The sequence below is a fragment of the Pirellulaceae bacterium genome (assembly GCA_029243025.1).
In the GTDB taxonomy this organism is placed as follows: domain Bacteria; phylum Planctomycetota; class Planctomycetia; order Pirellulales; family Pirellulaceae.
Map to the genome: position 1 here is coordinate 946370 of JAQWSU010000045.1, position 17961 is coordinate 964330.

Sequence of the window (17961 nt, forward strand, 5' to 3'; positions counted from 1 at the left end):
GCGTCATCTCAGAGCACCTACTAAAAACCGAGACAAGAACCGCCGCGGTCAGCCAGGATTTAAACATGCGGATCACCCCAACGTCTATCCCCTAGTATTCCTGCTCGACCAACCCTTTCGCCGAACAAATCAATAACCCATGCTTCCTGCAAACGCCCCCCCCACCTGATACGACCCGACAGCCGACGATAAAATGAGTACGGAATTCATTTTCACCCCTCCGTCTACGAGGTTACCCCGCATGATTGTCGTCACAAATCGGATACCGGTTGCAAAAGGTCATGAAATTGACTTTGAAGACCGTTTTCGCAACCGAGTCCACTTGGTCGATCAGGCACTTGGATTTATTCGCAATGAGGTCCATCGGCCTAAACCGGCTAAATTCGACCACGAAACGGGTAAGTTCCTCGAAGATCCTGATGCAGAGGGCTTTTACGAGGTAAAAACCTGGTGGAAATCGTTAGACGATTTCACAGCCTGGACGCGCAGTGAAGCTTTCGCCGAAGCCCACGCGAATCGCCCTCCCAAAGAAATGTTCCGAGGACCAAGCAAATTAGATGTTCACGAAGTATTTCTGACCACAGACGAGATTGACGTCTGATCGAGACGATCAACTGTTACCTTCGGCTTTCGAAATCGTCTCGCCAAATGTCTCAGCAAAAATCTCCCATGCCGTCATGAACATTGCCGCCACAGTTGGACCGACAATTAACCCAACCGCGCCGAACGCCGACAGGCCACCAAACGTGCTAATCAGAATCAAGAGATCTGGCATCTGAGTATCACTGCCCACGAGTCGCGGTCTCAACACGTTGTCAATCGTACTGACCACGACAGCGCACCACGCTGCTAGGCCGATGGCTGCGACCGTGTGGCCAGTCACAAAAAGATAAATCACAGCTGGCACCCAAACCAGCGCGGTACCGATCCCTGGAATCACTGAAAAAACTGCCATGATCGTGCCCCAAAACGCAGCCGAATCAATCCCAGCAACAGCAAATCCCAAACCTCCCAACAAACCTTGGATCGCCCCGATCACGAGCGTGCCTTTGATCGTGGCCCGAGTCACGGAACTTCCTTTTTGAATCAACAAGTGCTTAACATCATTCGGTAAAGGGATGTACCCCATCGCCGCGTCTTTGAGTGCGGGACCGCTGCGAAGAAAGAAGAACATAGCGTACAGCATGACAAACAAATGCAGAAAAAAGGCTGCGGTGCCTTGCGTCGCTGCAGTCAGATTACTGAACAATACCTGGCCGATCTTCGCCGCTAATTCGCCCAACTTCCCCATCACCTGCTGAGAAGTTAAATGAACTCGATCGTGTGCGGGAACCCAGGCCGGTAAAGTCGGTTTCCAGTCGTCATCAGCGTCCAAACGATCCTGAATCCAAGGCAGCGCATTTTTGCTCAGGGTAACGCCCTGCTCAGCAACCGTCCCCACGAGTCCCAGCAGGGGCAGCACCACAATCAAGGTGACAATCGCCAATGTCAGCATCGCCGTAATGGTTCGCCGATTACCGCACCAAACCAGTAGCTTTCTATAAAGCGGATGGGTAATTCCACTAAAGACCGCAGCCAAAAACAGCGCGACAAAAAATCCGCGAATCATCCGAAAGAAAATGATTGTGATCGCAAGCGTTAGCAATAAAACAACCGTCTTACGCACTTTGTCTGGGTTGAGTGTGGAATTGTTCATAGACCGAGACCATCAAGATTCTGGGAGCGGGCTGGGGTAAACACCGTCGTCCCCCTATCAAGTCGCAATGTGCAAGAATCGCATCATGTACAGATGATGCCATCACTCACGGAAACGACGTGTTTTCGGGCGGGAGGGGGGGGTTGGCGGAATGACCGGGTTACTATGGTACACTGTTATCCATGATTCGAATGCAGCATTTTTTGCTTTTGTTGGCCTGGGCAACCACGGTAATTGGCGGATTCGTCCGTGCCGAGGAACGGCCGAACATCGTCGTGATCTTAGCCGATGACCTCGGCTATGGAGACGTTCGTTGCTACAACGACGAATCCCAAGTTCCCACACCGAATATTGACCAACTCGCCCGTCAAGGCATGATGTTGATGGATGCCCACAGCCCATCAACCGTTTGCACCCCCACACGATACAGTCTGCTGACGGGTCGAATGGCTTTTCGCACGGGTCAAGCAGGTGTTTTTACCGGGGCGGGCGGACCATGCCTCATCGAAGCTGATCGTTTGACCTTGCCGCAGATGCTAAAGGACTGCGGCTATGCGACGGCCTGTTTCGGCAAGTGGCACATCGGCATGACTTTCTTTGATCGGGATGGAAAGGCAATCCATCAAGGCGGACTCGAAGCTGTCAAACGCATCGACTACGATCGGCGCATTCCAGACAGTCCCATTCATCGAGGCTTCGACCATTTCTTCGGAACCGTTTGCTGCCCGACCACCGACTGGCTTTACGCCTATGTCGATGGCGACCGAATTCCCGTGCCGCCAACCCAAATCGTTGATCGAGGGCCGCTCCCCAAGCATCCCTATTCCAAAGACAATCGCCCTGGCATGATCGCGCCCAACTTTGATCTTGAGAGCGTCGATTTGGTGTTCTTAGAAAAAAGCCAAGCCTTTCTCAGAGAACATGTTGAACAGCACCCCGAGCAACCATTCTTCTTGTTTCACTCGGCTCAAGCGGTGCACTTACCTTCGTTCGCGGCGAAGCGTTTCCAGGGCAAAACAAATGCCGGACCCCATGGCGACTTCATCCATGAACTTGATTACATCGTCGGCGAATTAACCAAAACGTTAGAGCAACTGGGAGTCGCTGATAATACGCTGGTACTATTCTCCAGTGACAACGGTCCCGAGGTCACCAGTGTGATTCATATGCGGAAGGATCACCAGCATGATGGGGCCCGACCTTGGCGCGGCATGAAGCGAGACCAATGGGAAGGGGGACATCGCGTACCATTCATTGCACGATGGCCAGGCAAGATCAAGGCGGGCCGCGTTTCGCACCACACCGTCAGCTTAACCGATGTCATGTCGACATCCGCCGCCATTGTCGCTGCTTCCCTGCCAAAAAATGCGGCCGAAGACAGTTTTAATATCTTGCCAATTTTAAGGGCCGGTGACGAAGCGGAAGCCGTTCGACGCTACACGTTGCAACAAACAATCAGCTTGGCACTCGCTATTCGGCGTGGAGATTGGAAGTACCTGGACCACCAAGGCTCGGGGGGTAACAATTACCAACGACCTTCGTTGCAGCGTTTCGCAATCGCCGACTCCCAGCCGGAAGCACCGGGTCAGCTGTATAATCTGGCAAAGGACCCTGGAGAAACCATCAATCTCTACTTTGAACATCCCGAGATCGTTAAGGAATTGAAATCTCAACTCGATGCATTCAAACGGAGTGGAAGGTCGCGACCATGACGCAACCACAGATGCCTCCTATGACAATCACAACAGAGAGCGGACTTTCGATTCAATTCGAGGTGATAGTTTGGCCGTCCAAGACATTCACGACTCAACACAACAAGACGATCTAGCGCAAATCGACCGCGCACATATCTGGCATCCCTATTCGTCGATGATTGATCGCCCCGCGATGCTGGCGGTTGAGTCGGCAACTGGCGTTCGGCTGAAGTTGACGAATGGCGATGAATTGATTGATGCCATGTCATCATGGTGGTGTGCAATTCATGGATACAACCATCCGCATTTGAATCTAGCAGCGCGTAACCAGTTGGATTCCATGTCACACGTCATGTTTGGGGGACTCACCCACCAACCGGCTGTCAAACTCACCCAACAGTTGTTACAAGTCACCCCTGCTTCACTGGAAACCGTCTTTTTCGCGGATTCAGGATCGGTGTCGGTCGAAGTGGCCATCAAGATGGCGCTCCAATATTGGCACGCAGCCGGAGTTCCTGACAAAAAACGACTGCTCACCGTCAGAAACGGATATCACGGCGACACCACTGGCGCCATGTCGGTCTGCGACCCCATCAACGGCATGCACCACATCTTTGCAAACCTGCTGCCGCAACATCGATTCGCGGAGGCCCCATCGTGCCGTTTTGGGCAGCCATGTGACGGTAGCCAGATCCAACAGCTCCACGAGCTATTTACGGCACATCGGGACGAAATTGCGGCGGTGATTCTTGAGCCGATCGTCCAGGGCGCCGGTGGCATGCGGATTTATTCGGCCGAGTACCTGGCAAAGATTCGCGAACTTTGTGATCAACACCAAGTGCTGCTGATCCTTGATGAAATCGCCACCGGTTTTGGTCGAACGGGACGATACTTTGCCTGTGAGCACGCCCAAATTGAACCGGATATCATGTGTGTCGGTAAAGCACTTTCCGGTGGGTACTTGACGTTGGCCGCCACACTCACCACCCGCACAGTCGCCGACCAGATCTCGGACAAGGGGCAGGGCGTCTTGATGCATGGCCCGACGTTCATGGCAAATCCCCTCGCCTGCGCTATCGCTTCCGCCAGCCTTGAGATTCTCGCCGAAGGTCATTGGCAGCAGCAAACGAATGCGATCGAACAGATCCTCCGCGAGGAACTCTCGCCGATCCGGGACGAACCTGCAGTGGCTGATGTTCGAGTACTTGGCGCCATTGGAGTGCTCGAATTTCGTCAGCCCATTGATGTCGCATTGGCCCAATGTATCGCGGTGGAGCAGGGCGTCTGGCTGAGACCCTTCGGCCGACTTCTCTACACAATGCCACCCTACGTAATCGAAGAGTCTGACTTACGCAAAGTGACGCAAGCAATGTGGGAAATTGCCAAACAACATGCCCCTTTCGCTGCCAATAGTCGTTAAACTGCTGGGATCGAATCACCCTCCCCATTGATAACCATGGAATCATAGCTGCTCTTCACGCGAGCGACTGCCAATCACGTTTACAGGAGACCTGACGATGACCAACCAGCTGAAGCGACGCGACTTTATCAAGACATCAGCCGGGATTGTAGTTCTGGGTGCTCTGCCGAATCGCGCACGCGCTATTTCGGCAAATGGCAAGTTACGCACAGGCCATGTGGGCGTCGGTGGCATGGGGGGTGCCGATCTTGCTTCGATTTCAAGTCATCCGGCAGTCGAAGTCGCGGGACTGTGTGATGTCGACTCCACGCGACTGGAGAGTGCCGGCGGACGACATCCCAACGCAAAAAGATTCCGTGATTTCCGCGAGATGATTGGCAGTCTTGGTGACACGCTTGATGCGGTCGTCGTATCCACCCCTGACCACACGCATGCCCCCGCGTCACTGGCAGCACTTTCCGCAGGCAAGCCCGTTTACTGCCAAAAGCCGCTAACGCACGAAGTGAATGAAGCTCGTCAGATGCGTGTGCTGGCAGAACAAAAAGATCTACCAACCCAAATGGGCATTCAAGTGCATTCGACGCCTCCTTACCGGCGGGCTGTAAAAATCATTCAAAGCGGGGCCATCGGCAAAGTCAGTGACGTTCACGCGTGGTCGAGCAAGAATTGGGGATACGACGGAGGTCCCTTTCAGGGCAATGCTGCCGTTCCCTCCTCGCTCGATTGGAACCTCTGGATAGGCACGGCACAGATGCGCCCCTTTCACCCCGGCGTTTACCATCCGGGAAACTGGCGCAAGCTGGTCGATTTTGGCACCGGCACGTTAGGTGACATGGGCGTCCACATCTTTGACACACCCTACGACGCGTTGCAACTGACAAACCCCAAATGGGTCCAAACAACCTGCCGAGCGCCAACCGGAGTTGGCCATCCGGAGAAGAACATTGTCCAATACGAATTCCCGGGAACCGATTTCACGACGGACTCCCTGATCTGGACATGGTATGACGGCGCTACCGCACCGCCAGCACTAGGCTCACTCGTAGGCCCTACACTGCCCGGACAAGGCGCACTGTTCATCGGCGAAGAAGGACTTTTGTTGTTGCCTCACGTCGGCGAGGCTCGATTATTTCCGGAAGAAAAATTCACCTCGTACCAACGGCCCGATGTTCCTGGTGCAAATCACTATCATCAATGGGTCGACGCCTGTCTGGGGAAAGGCAAAACGAGTGCAAGTTTCGCCTATGCCGGGCCACTGACCGAAGCCCTCTTACTGGGCGTCGTCGCAAATCGCTTTCCTGGCCAAAAACTAACTTGGGATGCCGAAAGCCTCAAAGTCACCAACATTCCCGATGCTAATCAGTTGATCTCAGCAAGCTATCGAAAAGATTACTAGACAGTCCGTTCGCTGTCTTTTCTGATCGCTCGCCTTGAAATGGAAATCGAGACGTTGCCTGATGAGTCATCCTGGATTGCTTCAACAATGGCTTACCACCGCAGCTTGCCAGGGCGCGTCCGATTTGCATCTCGTGCCTGGATTCCGTCCAACCTTGAGATTACACGGTAATCTCAAGGAATTACGGACCGACGAACTGACCAAAGAAGTCGCTCACGATCTGTTGATGGGTCTCTGCCCCGAGTCCGCCCGATTGCAGTTGCAAGAACAATTTAATGCCGATTTTGCTCTGCAACTGCACATTGACGGTCAACCGCAACGTTATCGGGCCAACTATTTCATGAGCAACCAGCAGTTGGCTGCCTGCTTCCGGGTGATTTCTGGGCAGATACCCGACTTTCAATGGGCGGGCTTTCCAGAAGAACTTGGCCAACGTCTGGCCCATCTCCGTAATGGCCTTGTATTGATTTCTGGTGTCACCGGAGCCGGCAAAACGACATCGCTGGCAATGATCGTCAACCTGTTGAACCAAGAAACGGGTTATCGAATCATCACCATCGAAGAACCCATTGAGTATTTATTTTCACCGCAGGCGAACTCAATCGTGACCCAACGAGAAGTGGGGCAGGACGTCCAATCATTTGCCGATGGCTTGAAATTTGGACTACGCCAAGACCCTGATGTCATACTGGTTGGGGAAATCCGTGATCGTGAAACGGCGCAGATGGCGCTCAGCGCCGCGGAAACCGGCCACTTGGTATTCTCAACGCTGCACACAAGAGATGCGAAAGGGGCTATCTCAAGATACGTCGATCTGTTTCCTCAGAGTGTCCAACATGAAATTCGCTCACAATTGTCACTCAGTCTTCGAGCAGTCGTTAGCCAACACCTGCTACCCAGTATTCTTCCTGGCGAAAAACGCGAACTAGCACTTGAAATCATGTTCAACAACATTCCCATTTCGAGCGCAATTCGTTTTGGCAAGATAGAAACCATTGAAACCAATATCCAGACCGGCCGCAGTGACGGCATGATCAGCATGGACGAGGCCGTAAAACGTTTGCTTGACGAAGGACGAATTTCCCGAGAGACAGCTGAACGATTTGTCACCGATCGCAATCATCTGGGGCGTTAATCGGCACGGAAAATTCCCTCGTGAGTAACTCGATTTCAGTGAGCGATTTAAGCGAGAAAAGGCTTTTCATTGGATCGAAAACTCAGTCATGGTGGCTGACAGTTCTAACTTCCGCTAGGATCTACCCACACGGGACACCTTAATTTTTTCAGCAAACGACAATCGTCCGATTGGCGGGAGAAAAGCAACAAGTTGGACACACGCCACAAAGCGATGGCTGCTAGCCTCGCCATCTCGTTTCTGATGCTCGCCGGCAAAATCACAGCCTATTGGGTAACGAGCAGCGCTGCCGTCCTTGCTGACGCAGCGGAATCGGTGGTCCATGTGGTCGCAACCGCATTTGCCGCGTTTAGCCTGTGGTATGCCTCTCGACCTGCGGACGCCAACCACCCATTCGGGCATGGTCGTATCAGCTTTTTTTCGGCCGGCTTCGAGGGCGCGTTGATTCTGATCGCCGCAGTCGCCGTCATCGGTGGAGGAATCCAGGAGTTGATCAAAGGGGCTGACGTCGAGCACATTGGCCTGGGGCTTGCCATTACCGCCTCACTGGCAACCATCAATCTGGCTTTGGGCGTCACCCTGGTCATGATCGGCAAACGACAGAATTCCTTGGTGGTCAAGTCGAATGGAATACACGTACTAACCGATGTATACACGACGGCCGCTGCAATTGTTGGCTTAGCTCTGATTATGCTGACAGGTTACAAAAATCTCGATCCAATCGCTGCCATCTTGATTGGTTTTTTGATCATGTACAACGGCTTCGGAATGGTCCGTACTGCGATTGCCGGATTGATGGACGAACTTGACCCGATGATTTCAAAGCGACTTGACGAAGCGGTCGAAAATGCGATGCGTGGCAGTGTCGTAAAAGATATTCATGATCTCAAGGCAAGACGTGTGGACGATCAATTGTGGTTGCAATTCCACGCCCTTGTGGATGGCGATACCAATGTCCTGGAGGCCCACTCGGCAATCACCACTTTTGAGCAATCTTTGCGGAGCGAATTCCCCGACTTCAAGGTTAACATCAACTCACACCTGGAGCCTGCAGATCACGATCTTGAGGCACACTAGTGCGTTGGACATAAATACAACGAGCAGGCAATGGACAATTTGAGTCAAACGACAAACAAGCGCCGTGATGCCGTGGAGTCCCTGACAATGCAACCAACAATGCAACCAACAATGCACAAGCTCCGTTTCTCATTTCTGCTGTTGATTCTGTTCAACACCTCCGTCTCGCTCACATCGACTGGCACTGATCTCCAAGCCGATCAAGCGGCAACCGGCGAACGGCCGAAAATCGATCCTCGGGGCATCCAAGGCAGCTTAGTTCTTGCTGGCACCCCAATGCCAGTGGATACATTTCAACAATTCCTGAGACGGGCAGGCAAGCAGGTTGTCCTGGTTCAATTGGGTTCGGAACCGGACGCCGTAGAGGCCGTGCAACGTTTCCTCGCAACTTGGCAGGATTCTGAATCGGCACAGCTCACCATACTACATCTGAATAACGAGGCCACTCACGATGCATTGGCTGCGGATGCGATCTCGAAAGCCAGTGCCGTCTGGTTAGCAGGGAACGATTCAACTGCCATTTCTACCCATCGCGATCTGGGCGAAGCAATTGAAAGCGTCGTGCAAAGAAATGGCGTTGTCGGTTGTGCTGGAAACTTGGCAACCTTCGTCGGGAGTCGCGCTCTATCCGAACTCAGTCTTCAAGACACTTCAGTCGAAAAACAGTCCACCCTCCAGTTACTCCCCGACTCCGTGATCACCGCGACCTCGCTCGATTCCGCGACGATTAATTTGGTTAAGCAAACAACAGACCGAGAGCCGAACCTTGTCGGCTACGCAATCGGAGCCAACGCCGCGGTCATTGTTCAAGGTCGACGTTTGCGAACGATCGGCCCCGGAAAAGTTCAAGTCTACCTGGCCGCCACCCAGGACGGTGTAAACGATTCGATCGAGCTCTCTAAGCAACAGATCGGTGATCTCACCGCTTTGCGACGAGCGGCGCGCGATCCGTTTCCAGCAGAACAACCGCAGCCTCCCATCGTTGAAAACGGCACGTTGATCGCTATCGGTGGCGATGGAATGCCAGCCGGGATCATCGATCGATTCGTCGAACTTGCCGGAGGCAAAGAGAGCTCAATCATCGTGCTGCCAACGGCCATGCCGGATCCTATCCGCAAACAAAACGGCATGGCGAACGAATTCCGCAAAGCCGGTGCAGGGCAGGTCACCGTGTTGTCGCAGCGCAGCCTGTCGCAAGTCGAGAGTGCGGAGTCCCTGAACGCGTTCCGTGAGGCCACCGGAATCTGGTTCGGCGGAGGTCGCCAATGGAGATTTGTTGACGCCTATCAAGATACAAAGGTCGAACCGCTGATGCACGACGTGCTGAAACGAGGCGGAGTTATCATGGGAAGTTCGGCGGGCGCATCGATACAAGCCGAATACCTCGCCCGCGGCAATCCACTAGGAAATACCGATGTGATGGCAGCCGGTTATGAACGGGGACTGGGATTTCTGCCTGGCGTCGCAATCGATCAACATTTCACCAGCCGCAAACGATTTTCAGATATGACAAAACTCGTCGCACGTTATCCACAACTGCTGGGCATCGGCATTGATGGGGGAACAGCAATCATCGTACAAGGCAACAGAGCTGAAGTGGTCGGCAAGGGCAGCGTCCACTTTTACGATAGCCGAAAAGTTCCTGCCCCAGGAGAGGTGGACTACGAATCGGTCAAAGCCGGCAGCGCCTACAACCTGGAATCGCGACAACCCGAGTAAGGTAAGCGCGCTTAGCATTGTCGTGTCCCGATGATCAGTCTGGTTGTTCGAACCACACTACGTTCTTGCTTTGTTGCCCCGCCACCAAAAGGTCAAGATCGCCATCGACATCCATGTCGACGGCTCGCAAGTCATAGGCAGCTTGGTTGTGAGCAATCCGGTGCGTCTTAAAATTGCCCTTCCCATCATTTTCGAACCAGGCAGCCACCTTGCTTCCGTAAGCACACGTGGCAACGTCGATATCGCCATCGGCGTCAAGATCAACCACTTGTAAGCAGTGCGGGTACTCAAGATCCGAATTGATCTCGTGCACCGTCCATTGCGGGTTCTCAAACCAGATCACGCCATATCCGTGACCGCGTGTGGCAACCAAGTCGAGCTTTCCATCGCCGTTCACATCCGCCTGTTGAATATTCGTGGCACCAGGATGCCTGCCGGGTAATCGCCGCTTCAAAAAGGGTTGTCGCGGATCGCTAGTCGCTTGCCACCAAGCAAACCATTCACCCTTTCCAGAACGGTCCGAAGGGCCGCCCTTGGCAGCCAACGCAAGGTCTGGTCGACCATCACCATCGATGTCACCAAAACCCAGATAATGGCTCAAACCGGGTGCGTCTCGGTCAGCAAATACGTTTCGCTGCCAACGCACGGCTTGCTTGGGTTCAACCGTTCGCCGTAGCCAAACCGCCGAGTTTGGAAAAGCCCCGGTCGGCTGCCCACTGTTCGCAATCAGATCAAGCTGGCCATCCCGATCCACGTCACCGGTCAACAGCCCGTGAACTCCATTCACCTGATCATCAATCACCCGACTTTTCCAAGGTTTGCGAGTCGGCTCGTCGGGACATTCGAGCCACGTGATCAAACCTGGTGAGTACCTGGCACCAATGAAGTCCAGGTCACCGTCACGATCCACATCCATGGTTTCGCTATGAATAAAATTGTGTTCGGCTGTTTGATCAATCACCACCCCTTTCCAGTCTGGCCCGACAAACAATCGTGTCTTCCCGTTACTGTTGGCGATCACATCTGGCTGACCATCACCATTGAAATCGGCGGCAATCGCCGTATTGGTGTGGAATCCTTCGTGAATCACATGCCGCTGCCATGGTTCTTCCGCCGAAAGCCCCGCAGCAACAACCAGGAGTAACCCGCAGCAAATCACGACATGGTTCAATGAACTCTTACACATAATTGCCTCTTTGCATGGAGGATTTTGCTTCAACCCCAATTATGACATTCAGTGTCCCGCGAAAGCAACTGACGCCTAGCTGTTTGACAGTTACACAACCGATGCTTAGACTCCGATCCCTACGAGTCTTCTAGTCTCCAGCCAACGATCTGCCAGGAGCGAACCATGATTTACCAGCAACGATGGGCCTTAGCACTTCTCCTGATCGCGTTCTGCGTGACCCAGGCCGACGGTCGAGAGCAGAAGGAATACGATAGTGACGTCAATTACGACGAAAATCGCATTCCCCATTACGACTTACCGCCTCTGCTGGTCACCGCGGAAGGCGCCGCGGTAACAACGAAAGAACAATGGACAAACGAGCGACGCCCCCAAATCGTTTCCCTGTTCAGCAGCCTAATCTATGGCCGAGTTCCAAAACCAGAGTCACCTATCAAAGTCGAATTTGATGTAGTTAAAGTCGACGACCAATTCATGGATGGGAAAGCAACTCGCAAAGATGTGGTAATCCGCTTCAGCAATGATAAGGGGAAGGCGGATATGCTAGTGTTGGTCTACGTTCCAAATCATTTGGAGCAACCAGCACCCGCATTCATGAAGCACAGTTTTAATAATACAAAGTCACGAGACTTCGAGGCTGACCCCGCTCGACCGGGACAGCTTAAGAATGGATGGCCTCTGGGCGAATTCTTCGACCGAGGATACGGATTTGTTGCCGTCTATCAACAGGATCTCATCGGCCACAACGAGGTCAGCTTCTCTCGTGGAATCCATCCCTTGTTTTTCAAAACCGGACAAAGCTTTCCCAAAGCGAGAGAATGGGGCGTACTCGGTGCGGTCGCCTGGGGTGGCATGCGTGCCATGGATTATCTTGAAACAGACGAGGATATAGACGCAGCGCGGGTGGCGATCATGGGCCACTCCAAAATGGGCAAAGCGACGCTTTGGACAGCGGCTCAAGATCAACGATTCGCGCTTGCCATTTCCGCACAGTCCGGCTGTGCGGGTGCCGCCCTGTGGCGGCGAAAGTCGGGCGAAACGTTGAAAAAAATGATCACACGATTCCCTTATTGGCTCTGCCGAAATTCCTGGAAATTTGCGGATCAGGAAGACGACTTGCCGATCGATCAGCATATGATGATCGCGTTAATGGCACCCCGACCGGTCTATGTAGCCAGCGGCATCGAAGATACCTGGGCAGATCCTCGCGGTGAATACGCCTCCGCCTTTCATGGCAGCAAGGTCTATGAATTATTTGGAAAGCAGGGGCTGAAATCCGAAAAACTACCTCCGCTCGGCGAACCGATTTTGCAAAGCAACGTCGGTTACCACGTCCGAGAGGGCGGACACTCCGTCGAACTTTACGATTGGCGACGTTTTATGGATTTTGCAGACATTCACCTGAAACCCAAAAAGTAGTCCGTCACGTGATCCAATAGGTCAACGAATGCCCAACGATCGAAACGGCTCGTTCAAATAGAGCCTGCTGTTTCGGTTGTGGGCGATCAATCTTCACCTCGGCGTCCGCACGCATCCGCAACAAAAAAACAGATTGACTCGGTTCTCGAGGTTTATCTATTTCCCCAAGCGTCGTGGTCCCCGCGCGAACAGCCCGGCTGCCTACAATGGGGCAATCTGCGCAACTTTTGCTTCTGCCATAAAATCGGTTGCGGGAAAGTCAGACTGATTATTCTCTCACGATCGCTTCCGCAACTTATCGCTTCAATCAACTTGGCTCAGCCGAATCTGCAACCTTCAACGGTGGCAAAAAACGAGCATCCATCTGCCCGAAAATCTTGCCCGACCCCTTCGCTTCCTTGCGACACGACTCCTCCGAACAGCTAGCAACTGATCTGGCAAGAAATCAAGAAGATTTACGGGTCGGATGCTAAACCATGTTTCCGGAATAGGTTATAAACTAAAGGATGCTTCCATACCGCACGGTCAAACGCACGCAGAAAACCATTTTTTTCATGTCCGAGCCGGTCTTGAGTCGACAATACTCATCGCTGGAACGCGACACGAATTCGCACGGCCGCGTCAATCAAGCGTCTGTTCAAGCAATCCGTTGAGCCGTTTGACGGCCGCCCAAATGGGCCCCCACCCTGTTGACGAAAAGTCGGTTCATGAAATCCCACCAGGCCCGAGTTTTACAGATCATTGCGAACAAGACCGGTTCACGCCCGTCTCTATCCGATCCTATCGATCAGCTCGGCATCGATTCTCTGGCGATGGCTGAAATGATCTACGATCTCGAATCAACCTTTGGGATTCGAACAGACGACCAGTTGCTAGAGCTTTGCACGATCCAAGATTTGTGTGACTATCTCGAGGAACGTGTCTCGGTCTCGTAGGCAGCTCGGGCTGGAGCCGACAAGTAACCGCTAGACCGTCCTAAATTTCATCCGCCCAACCGGCTGCGCTGATACGGGGCACTGCCTTTACTCACTCGACAATTCGCGCGAAGGTTTGCAAGTTGAAGAATTTATCTTCCTTTCGTTCCGCTTTACGCAACAGGCCCTCGAGCTGAAATCGATTCTTGGCAAGCACGCGAGCTGATGCAACATTCCCCGCTCGAACTCGCGCGCCGATACGAACCAGATTCCACGCGTCAATTGCGTACTGGCACATGGCACCAACTACATCGGTCATGATGCCCTGGCTCCAGTGCGGTTTTGCCAACCAGTAGCCAATCTCCACCGAATGATCGTAGACAAGGTTGTCAAAACCAAAAACACCTATCAACTGTTTCGATTCGCTTCGAATTGCAAAATGCACGGGATGGCCGAATTTCTTGGTCGCCTGTCGGACGGATCGCAAAAAATCCTTTCCATCCGATCTGCGATAGGGATGAGGAATGCGCGAGGTGGCCAGATAGATGTCACGATCGTTGAGATGTTGCACAAAGTCTGGTAAATCACTCCTGCGAATCTCGGAAAGACGGATCGCATTCTTGGCGTCTAATGAAATTTTGGTGGTGGGCAACATCCTTAAGCACCTATCAGCAGTACAAACCAGAAAACAACCTCGCAGCGAAGGACACCCCTCTGGGCCATTGGATTCGGAATCTTTTGAAATTGATTCCTTCAGTTTCCCCGGCTTGCCGCTTCAGCGGCAATTCGGGCAAAAGTCGCTCTGGCCCGATCATAGGCTGTCTTGGCCGCAGGACGCTCCGCTTCATCAATCCAAGTATGCCGTCGTTCCCAGAGCTGGCGAACCGTTTCAGCACACCAGCGTGCACTTGCATTCGAGGCACGAATCGGCTGCTGACGGATCAGCACATCGACCGGGTTCGTATGAAGCTGCGGAAATTGCCTCAGAGCGACCCAGCTACTTTGATCAATCGAAACGGTGAAATTCACAGCATGCAAATGGCCATCGGCTGGAACATCTCGAGTTGCAACTGCGACACCATTTACAATCAGCTCAACCGTTCGACTTCCTCCGGAGACGACGTCTTCCGTTCGAGGTGCGTGCAGGTTGATGGTATCGCCGACAACTCGGCGACCAGCGGCGGGCAACAGCGTCCCGTAGGCCACAGCGCTTGGCACGTTTTCGGCAAAGGCAACCCGTGCGTGGACGTTTACCGTTCCCGACTCCGTCAAATGCAGTGCATCTTTTCCTGCGGGTTGCCCTTCAACGTTAAAACCAATCGCGTGGGCAAAGCCATCGCAAACATAAGACTTACCTGTCGCGATCCCCTCGCACCATGCCTGAAAATCGATCGATTTAACGTCGCCCAACTGCACATAGACCCGCCCCTGGCCAACGCGCCGACTGCTCATACAGGGGAAGTCCGTTTCTCCGCTAACCTTCAGAGGAAACCCACAATTCATCAAGTGATACCATGTATTCCACTCGGACACGCGGCGAGTGTCCATCGCACTAATAAAGTCACAAACACCTTCGGCAACGGCAACGCAAATCTCCAACGATCCGGCACCATTCATTTCGGGAACTGCCAAATTCGGCAACTCGTCTGCAGCACGATCGTGACTTTGACGCAGTTCGACTTCCGACACCAAGCGATCTTGATTTTGATCAATCACCCGGAATGATTCTGGCAGTAGTTCGTCTGCCACTTCGGTTTTCGAGAGTTGACCATCCGCATCACGATCCAATCGTCTCACTAGACGTTGGGCCGCGGACGCTGGATTAACGATCATGGCCGAATGCGGGAAACCCGTGACACCTCCCTGCTGTTTTGCCCACCGCATAACGGGTACGGTCCAGGTCGGCCACCCCTGTTGCTTGGTACCTTGGGATCCAGGAAAGGTTTGATCCTTGAGATTCAATAAGCAGACATGTCCGAGAGCGGCTGATCCAAATCCGCTAATTTCCAAATCATATTTGAGAAGGGTCAGTGGTTCACTGACTGCATCCGCTATCGGCGAGAAGAACCGACGCTGGTAGTCAAAGCAGGGCCCCCAAGTGAGAACACAGCCAACGTTCAATCCCTCTCCTTTGACTTGACGAAACATGTCTGCAGGCGTGACACCTTCGGTTGGCTGATTGTAGTGAGAACAACCGGCTCCATGGATGTGATGGTCGCCACTCGCGTAACCATAATCCAGCGGTTTAATCCAACGCTTCAGATCAAGCTTAAGCAACGAAGGTTGCGAAGGCGACACGGTAAACCGTTTCCGCCGCGTAATGTATTCCGGACCCCGCGAATACTCGACTTCGTAGTTGCCAGGCGACAAAGGAATCACTTCACCATCGGCACGATATATTTGAGGTTGGAAGAAAAAATCAGGAGCTAACCGCTTGGCCTGTGGCGGTACCACATGATCAAGATGATCTCGAATTGTTAAACGCGCCATCGTAGGCTGCCCATCATGATCATGAATGGACAATTTGACAGGCAACGCTGGTTGGACATCGAACAAAACGGGCACTTCGCCGCGAAATCCCAAATCTTGGCTGCCGGCTCCGACGTCAAAGCCGATCGTTGCCTCGCGCTTGCCCGACTCGTTGCTGTAAATCAGCGCAATCGCGTATTCGACAACAAGCCCGCTCAGATTTTGTGTCATGGGTGGTGATTGAAACATTTCGACTAGCAAAAATCGATTTTGATCACCCGCTCTATTTTCATTCCGATTTAATTCTGTCTGCGCTTGTCGTTCAAGAATTCCCAAAGCAGCGCCAGAATAAACAGCACCCGATTGAGGGCTTAAGATTCGCAACTGCCGTGTGACGGTGCTTTCATTGATGATTTTGACAAGCACCGGAGTGAAGCCGATTTGCGTCAGGCTGGCCGCTGCCGGGCCCCGCTGCACTTTGACACGCACTTCCGGGTTCAACGATACGACAAACAACACCTGCGGATCGAGCAAGTCTTGTAATCGTTGGGCGTCGCGTGTTTGGATTGCAGCGTCAATTTGTTGCGTCAGACGAGCAGGCAACGGCTCTCCAAGCAAGCGAAGACTCTTCATGAGCCGTGAAATATTAGCGCCTAATGGCTGCCCTTCCACATCCGCCAGTTGGGCTACTTCCACCTCCGCACGAACAAGATTTGCTGAATTGAGCGGATTCCCTACAGCGATCCCGCAGCATAAAATGGCTAAGATGGGGCGCATGTCGTCACGGCTCGCTGACAGAATCATTGAAATTCGAGTCGTCCGTCATCGTAACACACGGGCAGACGGATCTCGACAACGATGCCCGCACCGAACTGCTTTGCGGCCCCCAAGTGCTTCAAATAGTAACATTTACGTCACAATCAGGGAGGCTTTCGCTAGCTGAGCCGTGGCCGCTTGGGGGGGGCGTCAAGCGCCGATCGGGCTAAATCACTCGATTCCAACTTGTCGCCTGTCCGATGCTATAAGAGTATCCGTCGATGGATGGAAATGAAGAAGGCAGCAACTGCTCCGGAGACTATATGTCCACTGTAGACCGGCCCCATTCGCAACTTCGTGACGCAACGGCTCCCGTTCCTCTAGCTCGACCCAACATGGCAAATCCATCCGAAATAAAGATTTCCGAAGAAGAATGGGCCAACGGACTAACCCATGCCGTTGGCTTTCTAGGCAGTGCGATAGCAGGTGTTTACCTCATCCAAGCGGTCATCACTGGTGGCACAGCCTGGCAAGCTCTGAGTTGCTTCATCTATGTGACGACCCTGGTTGCAGTCTATGCAGCCTCAACTCTTTCTCACTGGGTCTCAGCGCCCGCCTGGCGAGATCTGTTTCGAACCTGGGACCAAGGTCTCATTTATCTTTTGATCGTAGGCACCTACACTCCCTTAGCCGTCGCTTACGTGCACGGCCCGTGGCAATGGGTGACGGTAGCCATGTGGACACTCGCGATTGGTGGGTTCCTCTCGAAGGTAGCCGTCAAACATCGGATCAATGGTATTTCGCTTTGGCTTTATCTCGCGTTAGGTTGGATGCCAATCATCGTCTTGCCCTGCATGTTGGTGTCTCCCTCATCGCTTTGGCTGGTGCTGGCCGGCGGTATTGCCTACAGCATCGGTTCCATTCTCTTGATGAATGATCATCGAGGTCCCTATCTGCACGTTGGCTGGCACTTATTCGTCATGCTCGGCAGCGCGATTCACTTCTGTGCAATCTGGCAATGCTCGATTCCCTCCGCATAGCGTGAAAATCGCTGCTATACTTCTTGCAACTCGTGTCACA

The 17961-nt window shown here is 53.1% G+C and carries 14 protein-coding genes; 10 read left to right on the top strand and 4 right to left on the bottom strand.

The genetic code is table 11. The annotated features are described in order from the left end of the window. The first annotated feature begins 241 nt into the window (after positions 1-241). Positions 242-601: an antibiotic biosynthesis monooxygenase gene (locus tag P8N76_22430; GenBank protein ID MDG2384442.1), complete on the top strand. Its 360-nt coding sequence runs from the start codon at positions 242-244 to the stop codon at positions 599-601. A 9-nt stretch (positions 602-610) separates the two neighbouring features. On the opposite strand, the gene P8N76_22435 is transcribed toward P8N76_22430, so the two are convergent. After that, positions 611-1696, bottom strand: a complete 1086-nt coding sequence (locus P8N76_22435; protein MDG2384443.1) for an AI-2E family transporter — start codon at positions 1694-1696, stop codon at positions 611-613. A 182-nt stretch (positions 1697-1878) separates the two neighbouring features. On the opposite strand from P8N76_22435, the gene P8N76_22440 reads away from it, so the two are divergent. The 6 genes from P8N76_22440 (at position 1879) to P8N76_22465 (ending at position 10137) form a co-directional block, all read left to right on the top strand. Continuing rightward, positions 1879-3408: a sulfatase-like hydrolase/transferase gene (locus P8N76_22440; GenBank protein ID MDG2384444.1), complete on the top strand. Its 1530-nt coding sequence runs from the start codon at positions 1879-1881 to the stop codon at positions 3406-3408. Continuing rightward, positions 3374-4810 (top strand): adenosylmethionine--8-amino-7-oxononanoate transaminase, encoded by a 1437-nt coding sequence (gene bioA, locus P8N76_22445; protein ID MDG2384445.1) that lies wholly within the window; start codon positions 3374-3376, stop codon positions 4808-4810. Before P8N76_22440 ends, bioA begins: the two co-directional genes overlap by 35 nt. 97 nt (positions 4811-4907) lie before the next feature. Then, positions 4908-6206 carry a Gfo/Idh/MocA family oxidoreductase gene (locus P8N76_22450; GenBank protein ID MDG2384446.1) on the top strand — a complete coding sequence of 433 codons (1299 nt, stop codon included), beginning with the start codon at positions 4908-4910 and terminating at the stop codon, positions 6204-6206. Positions 6207-6267: 61 nt separating this feature from the next. Beyond that, positions 6268-7341 (top strand): PilT/PilU family type 4a pilus ATPase, encoded by a 1074-nt coding sequence (locus P8N76_22455; protein ID MDG2384447.1) that lies wholly within the window; start codon positions 6268-6270, stop codon positions 7339-7341. Between the two features lie 192 nt (positions 7342-7533). Continuing rightward, entirely contained in the window at positions 7534-8418 is an 885-nt protein-coding gene (locus tag P8N76_22460) for a cation diffusion facilitator family transporter (protein ID MDG2384448.1), read from the top strand. 87 nt (positions 8419-8505) lie between these two features. Next, the gene (locus P8N76_22465; protein ID MDG2384449.1) at positions 8506-10137 is read left to right on the top strand and encodes a cyanophycinase; all 1632 of its coding nucleotides are present in this window, start codon (positions 8506-8508) and stop codon (positions 10135-10137) included. Between the two features lie 34 nt (positions 10138-10171). On the opposite strand, the gene P8N76_22470 is transcribed toward P8N76_22465, so the two are convergent. Then, a complete protein-coding gene (locus P8N76_22470) occupies positions 10172-11323 on the bottom strand; it encodes a VCBS repeat-containing protein (GenBank protein MDG2384450.1) in 1152 nt (383 codons plus the stop codon). A 165-nt stretch (positions 11324-11488) separates the two neighbouring features. Between P8N76_22470 and P8N76_22475 the strand changes: the two genes are divergently transcribed. Beyond that, complete coding sequence (locus tag P8N76_22475; GenBank protein MDG2384451.1) at positions 11489-12742, top strand: acetylxylan esterase; 1254 nt, start codon at positions 11489-11491, stop codon at positions 12740-12742. 707 nt (positions 12743-13449) lie between these two features. After that, the gene (locus tag P8N76_22480; protein ID MDG2384452.1) at positions 13450-13677 is read left to right on the top strand and encodes a phosphopantetheine-binding protein; all 228 of its coding nucleotides are present in this window, start codon (positions 13450-13452) and stop codon (positions 13675-13677) included. A gap of 91 nt (positions 13678-13768) precedes the next feature. Here the strand turns inward: P8N76_22480 and P8N76_22485 are convergent, their stop codons facing one another. Continuing rightward, positions 13769-14311: a GNAT family N-acetyltransferase gene (locus P8N76_22485; protein ID MDG2384453.1), complete on the bottom strand. Its 543-nt coding sequence runs from the start codon at positions 14309-14311 to the stop codon at positions 13769-13771. Between the two features lie 98 nt (positions 14312-14409). After that, a complete protein-coding gene (locus tag P8N76_22490) occupies positions 14410-16902 on the bottom strand; it encodes a CehA/McbA family metallohydrolase (GenBank protein ID MDG2384454.1) in 2493 nt (830 codons plus the stop codon). A 302-nt stretch (positions 16903-17204) separates the two neighbouring features. On the opposite strand from P8N76_22490, the gene P8N76_22495 reads away from it, so the two are divergent. Then, positions 17205-17921 carry a hemolysin III family protein gene (locus P8N76_22495; protein MDG2384455.1) on the top strand — a complete coding sequence of 239 codons (717 nt, stop codon included), beginning with the start codon at positions 17205-17207 and terminating at the stop codon, positions 17919-17921. Positions 17922-17961 lie beyond the last annotated feature (40 nt).

What these genes read in the sequence shown, in the direction of transcription:
- P8N76_22490 (MDG2384454.1), bottom strand. Translation starts at nt 16,902, where the DNA reads ATGCGCCCCATCTTAGCCATTTTATGCTGCGGGATCGCTGTAGGGAAT.
- P8N76_22430 (MDG2384442.1), top strand. Translation starts at nt 242, where the DNA reads ATGATTGTCGTCACAAATCGGATACCGGTTGCAAAAGGTCATGAAATT.
- P8N76_22485 (MDG2384453.1), bottom strand. Translation starts at nt 14,311, where the DNA reads ATGTTGCCCACCACCAAAATTTCATTAGACGCCAAGAATGCGATCCGT.
- P8N76_22475 (MDG2384451.1), top strand. Translation starts at nt 11,489, where the DNA reads ATGATTTACCAGCAACGATGGGCCTTAGCACTTCTCCTGATCGCGTTC.
- P8N76_22450 (MDG2384446.1), top strand. Translation starts at nt 4,908, where the DNA reads ATGACCAACCAGCTGAAGCGACGCGACTTTATCAAGACATCAGCCGGG.
- bioA (MDG2384445.1), top strand. Translation starts at nt 3,374, where the DNA reads ATGCATTCAAACGGAGTGGAAGGTCGCGACCATGACGCAACCACAGAT.
- P8N76_22480 (MDG2384452.1), top strand. Translation starts at nt 13,450, where the DNA reads ATGAAATCCCACCAGGCCCGAGTTTTACAGATCATTGCGAACAAGACC.
- P8N76_22470 (MDG2384450.1), bottom strand. Translation starts at nt 11,323, where the DNA reads ATGTGTAAGAGTTCATTGAACCATGTCGTGATTTGCTGCGGGTTACTC.
- P8N76_22465 (MDG2384449.1), top strand. Translation starts at nt 8,506, where the DNA reads ATGCAACCAACAATGCAACCAACAATGCACAAGCTCCGTTTCTCATTT.
- P8N76_22495 (MDG2384455.1), top strand. Translation starts at nt 17,205, where the DNA reads ATGTCCACTGTAGACCGGCCCCATTCGCAACTTCGTGACGCAACGGCT.
- P8N76_22435 (MDG2384443.1), bottom strand. Translation starts at nt 1,696, where the DNA reads ATGAACAATTCCACACTCAACCCAGACAAAGTGCGTAAGACGGTTGTT.
- P8N76_22455 (MDG2384447.1), top strand. Translation starts at nt 6,268, where the DNA reads ATGAGTCATCCTGGATTGCTTCAACAATGGCTTACCACCGCAGCTTGC.
- P8N76_22440 (MDG2384444.1), top strand. Translation starts at nt 1,879, where the DNA reads ATGATTCGAATGCAGCATTTTTTGCTTTTGTTGGCCTGGGCAACCACG.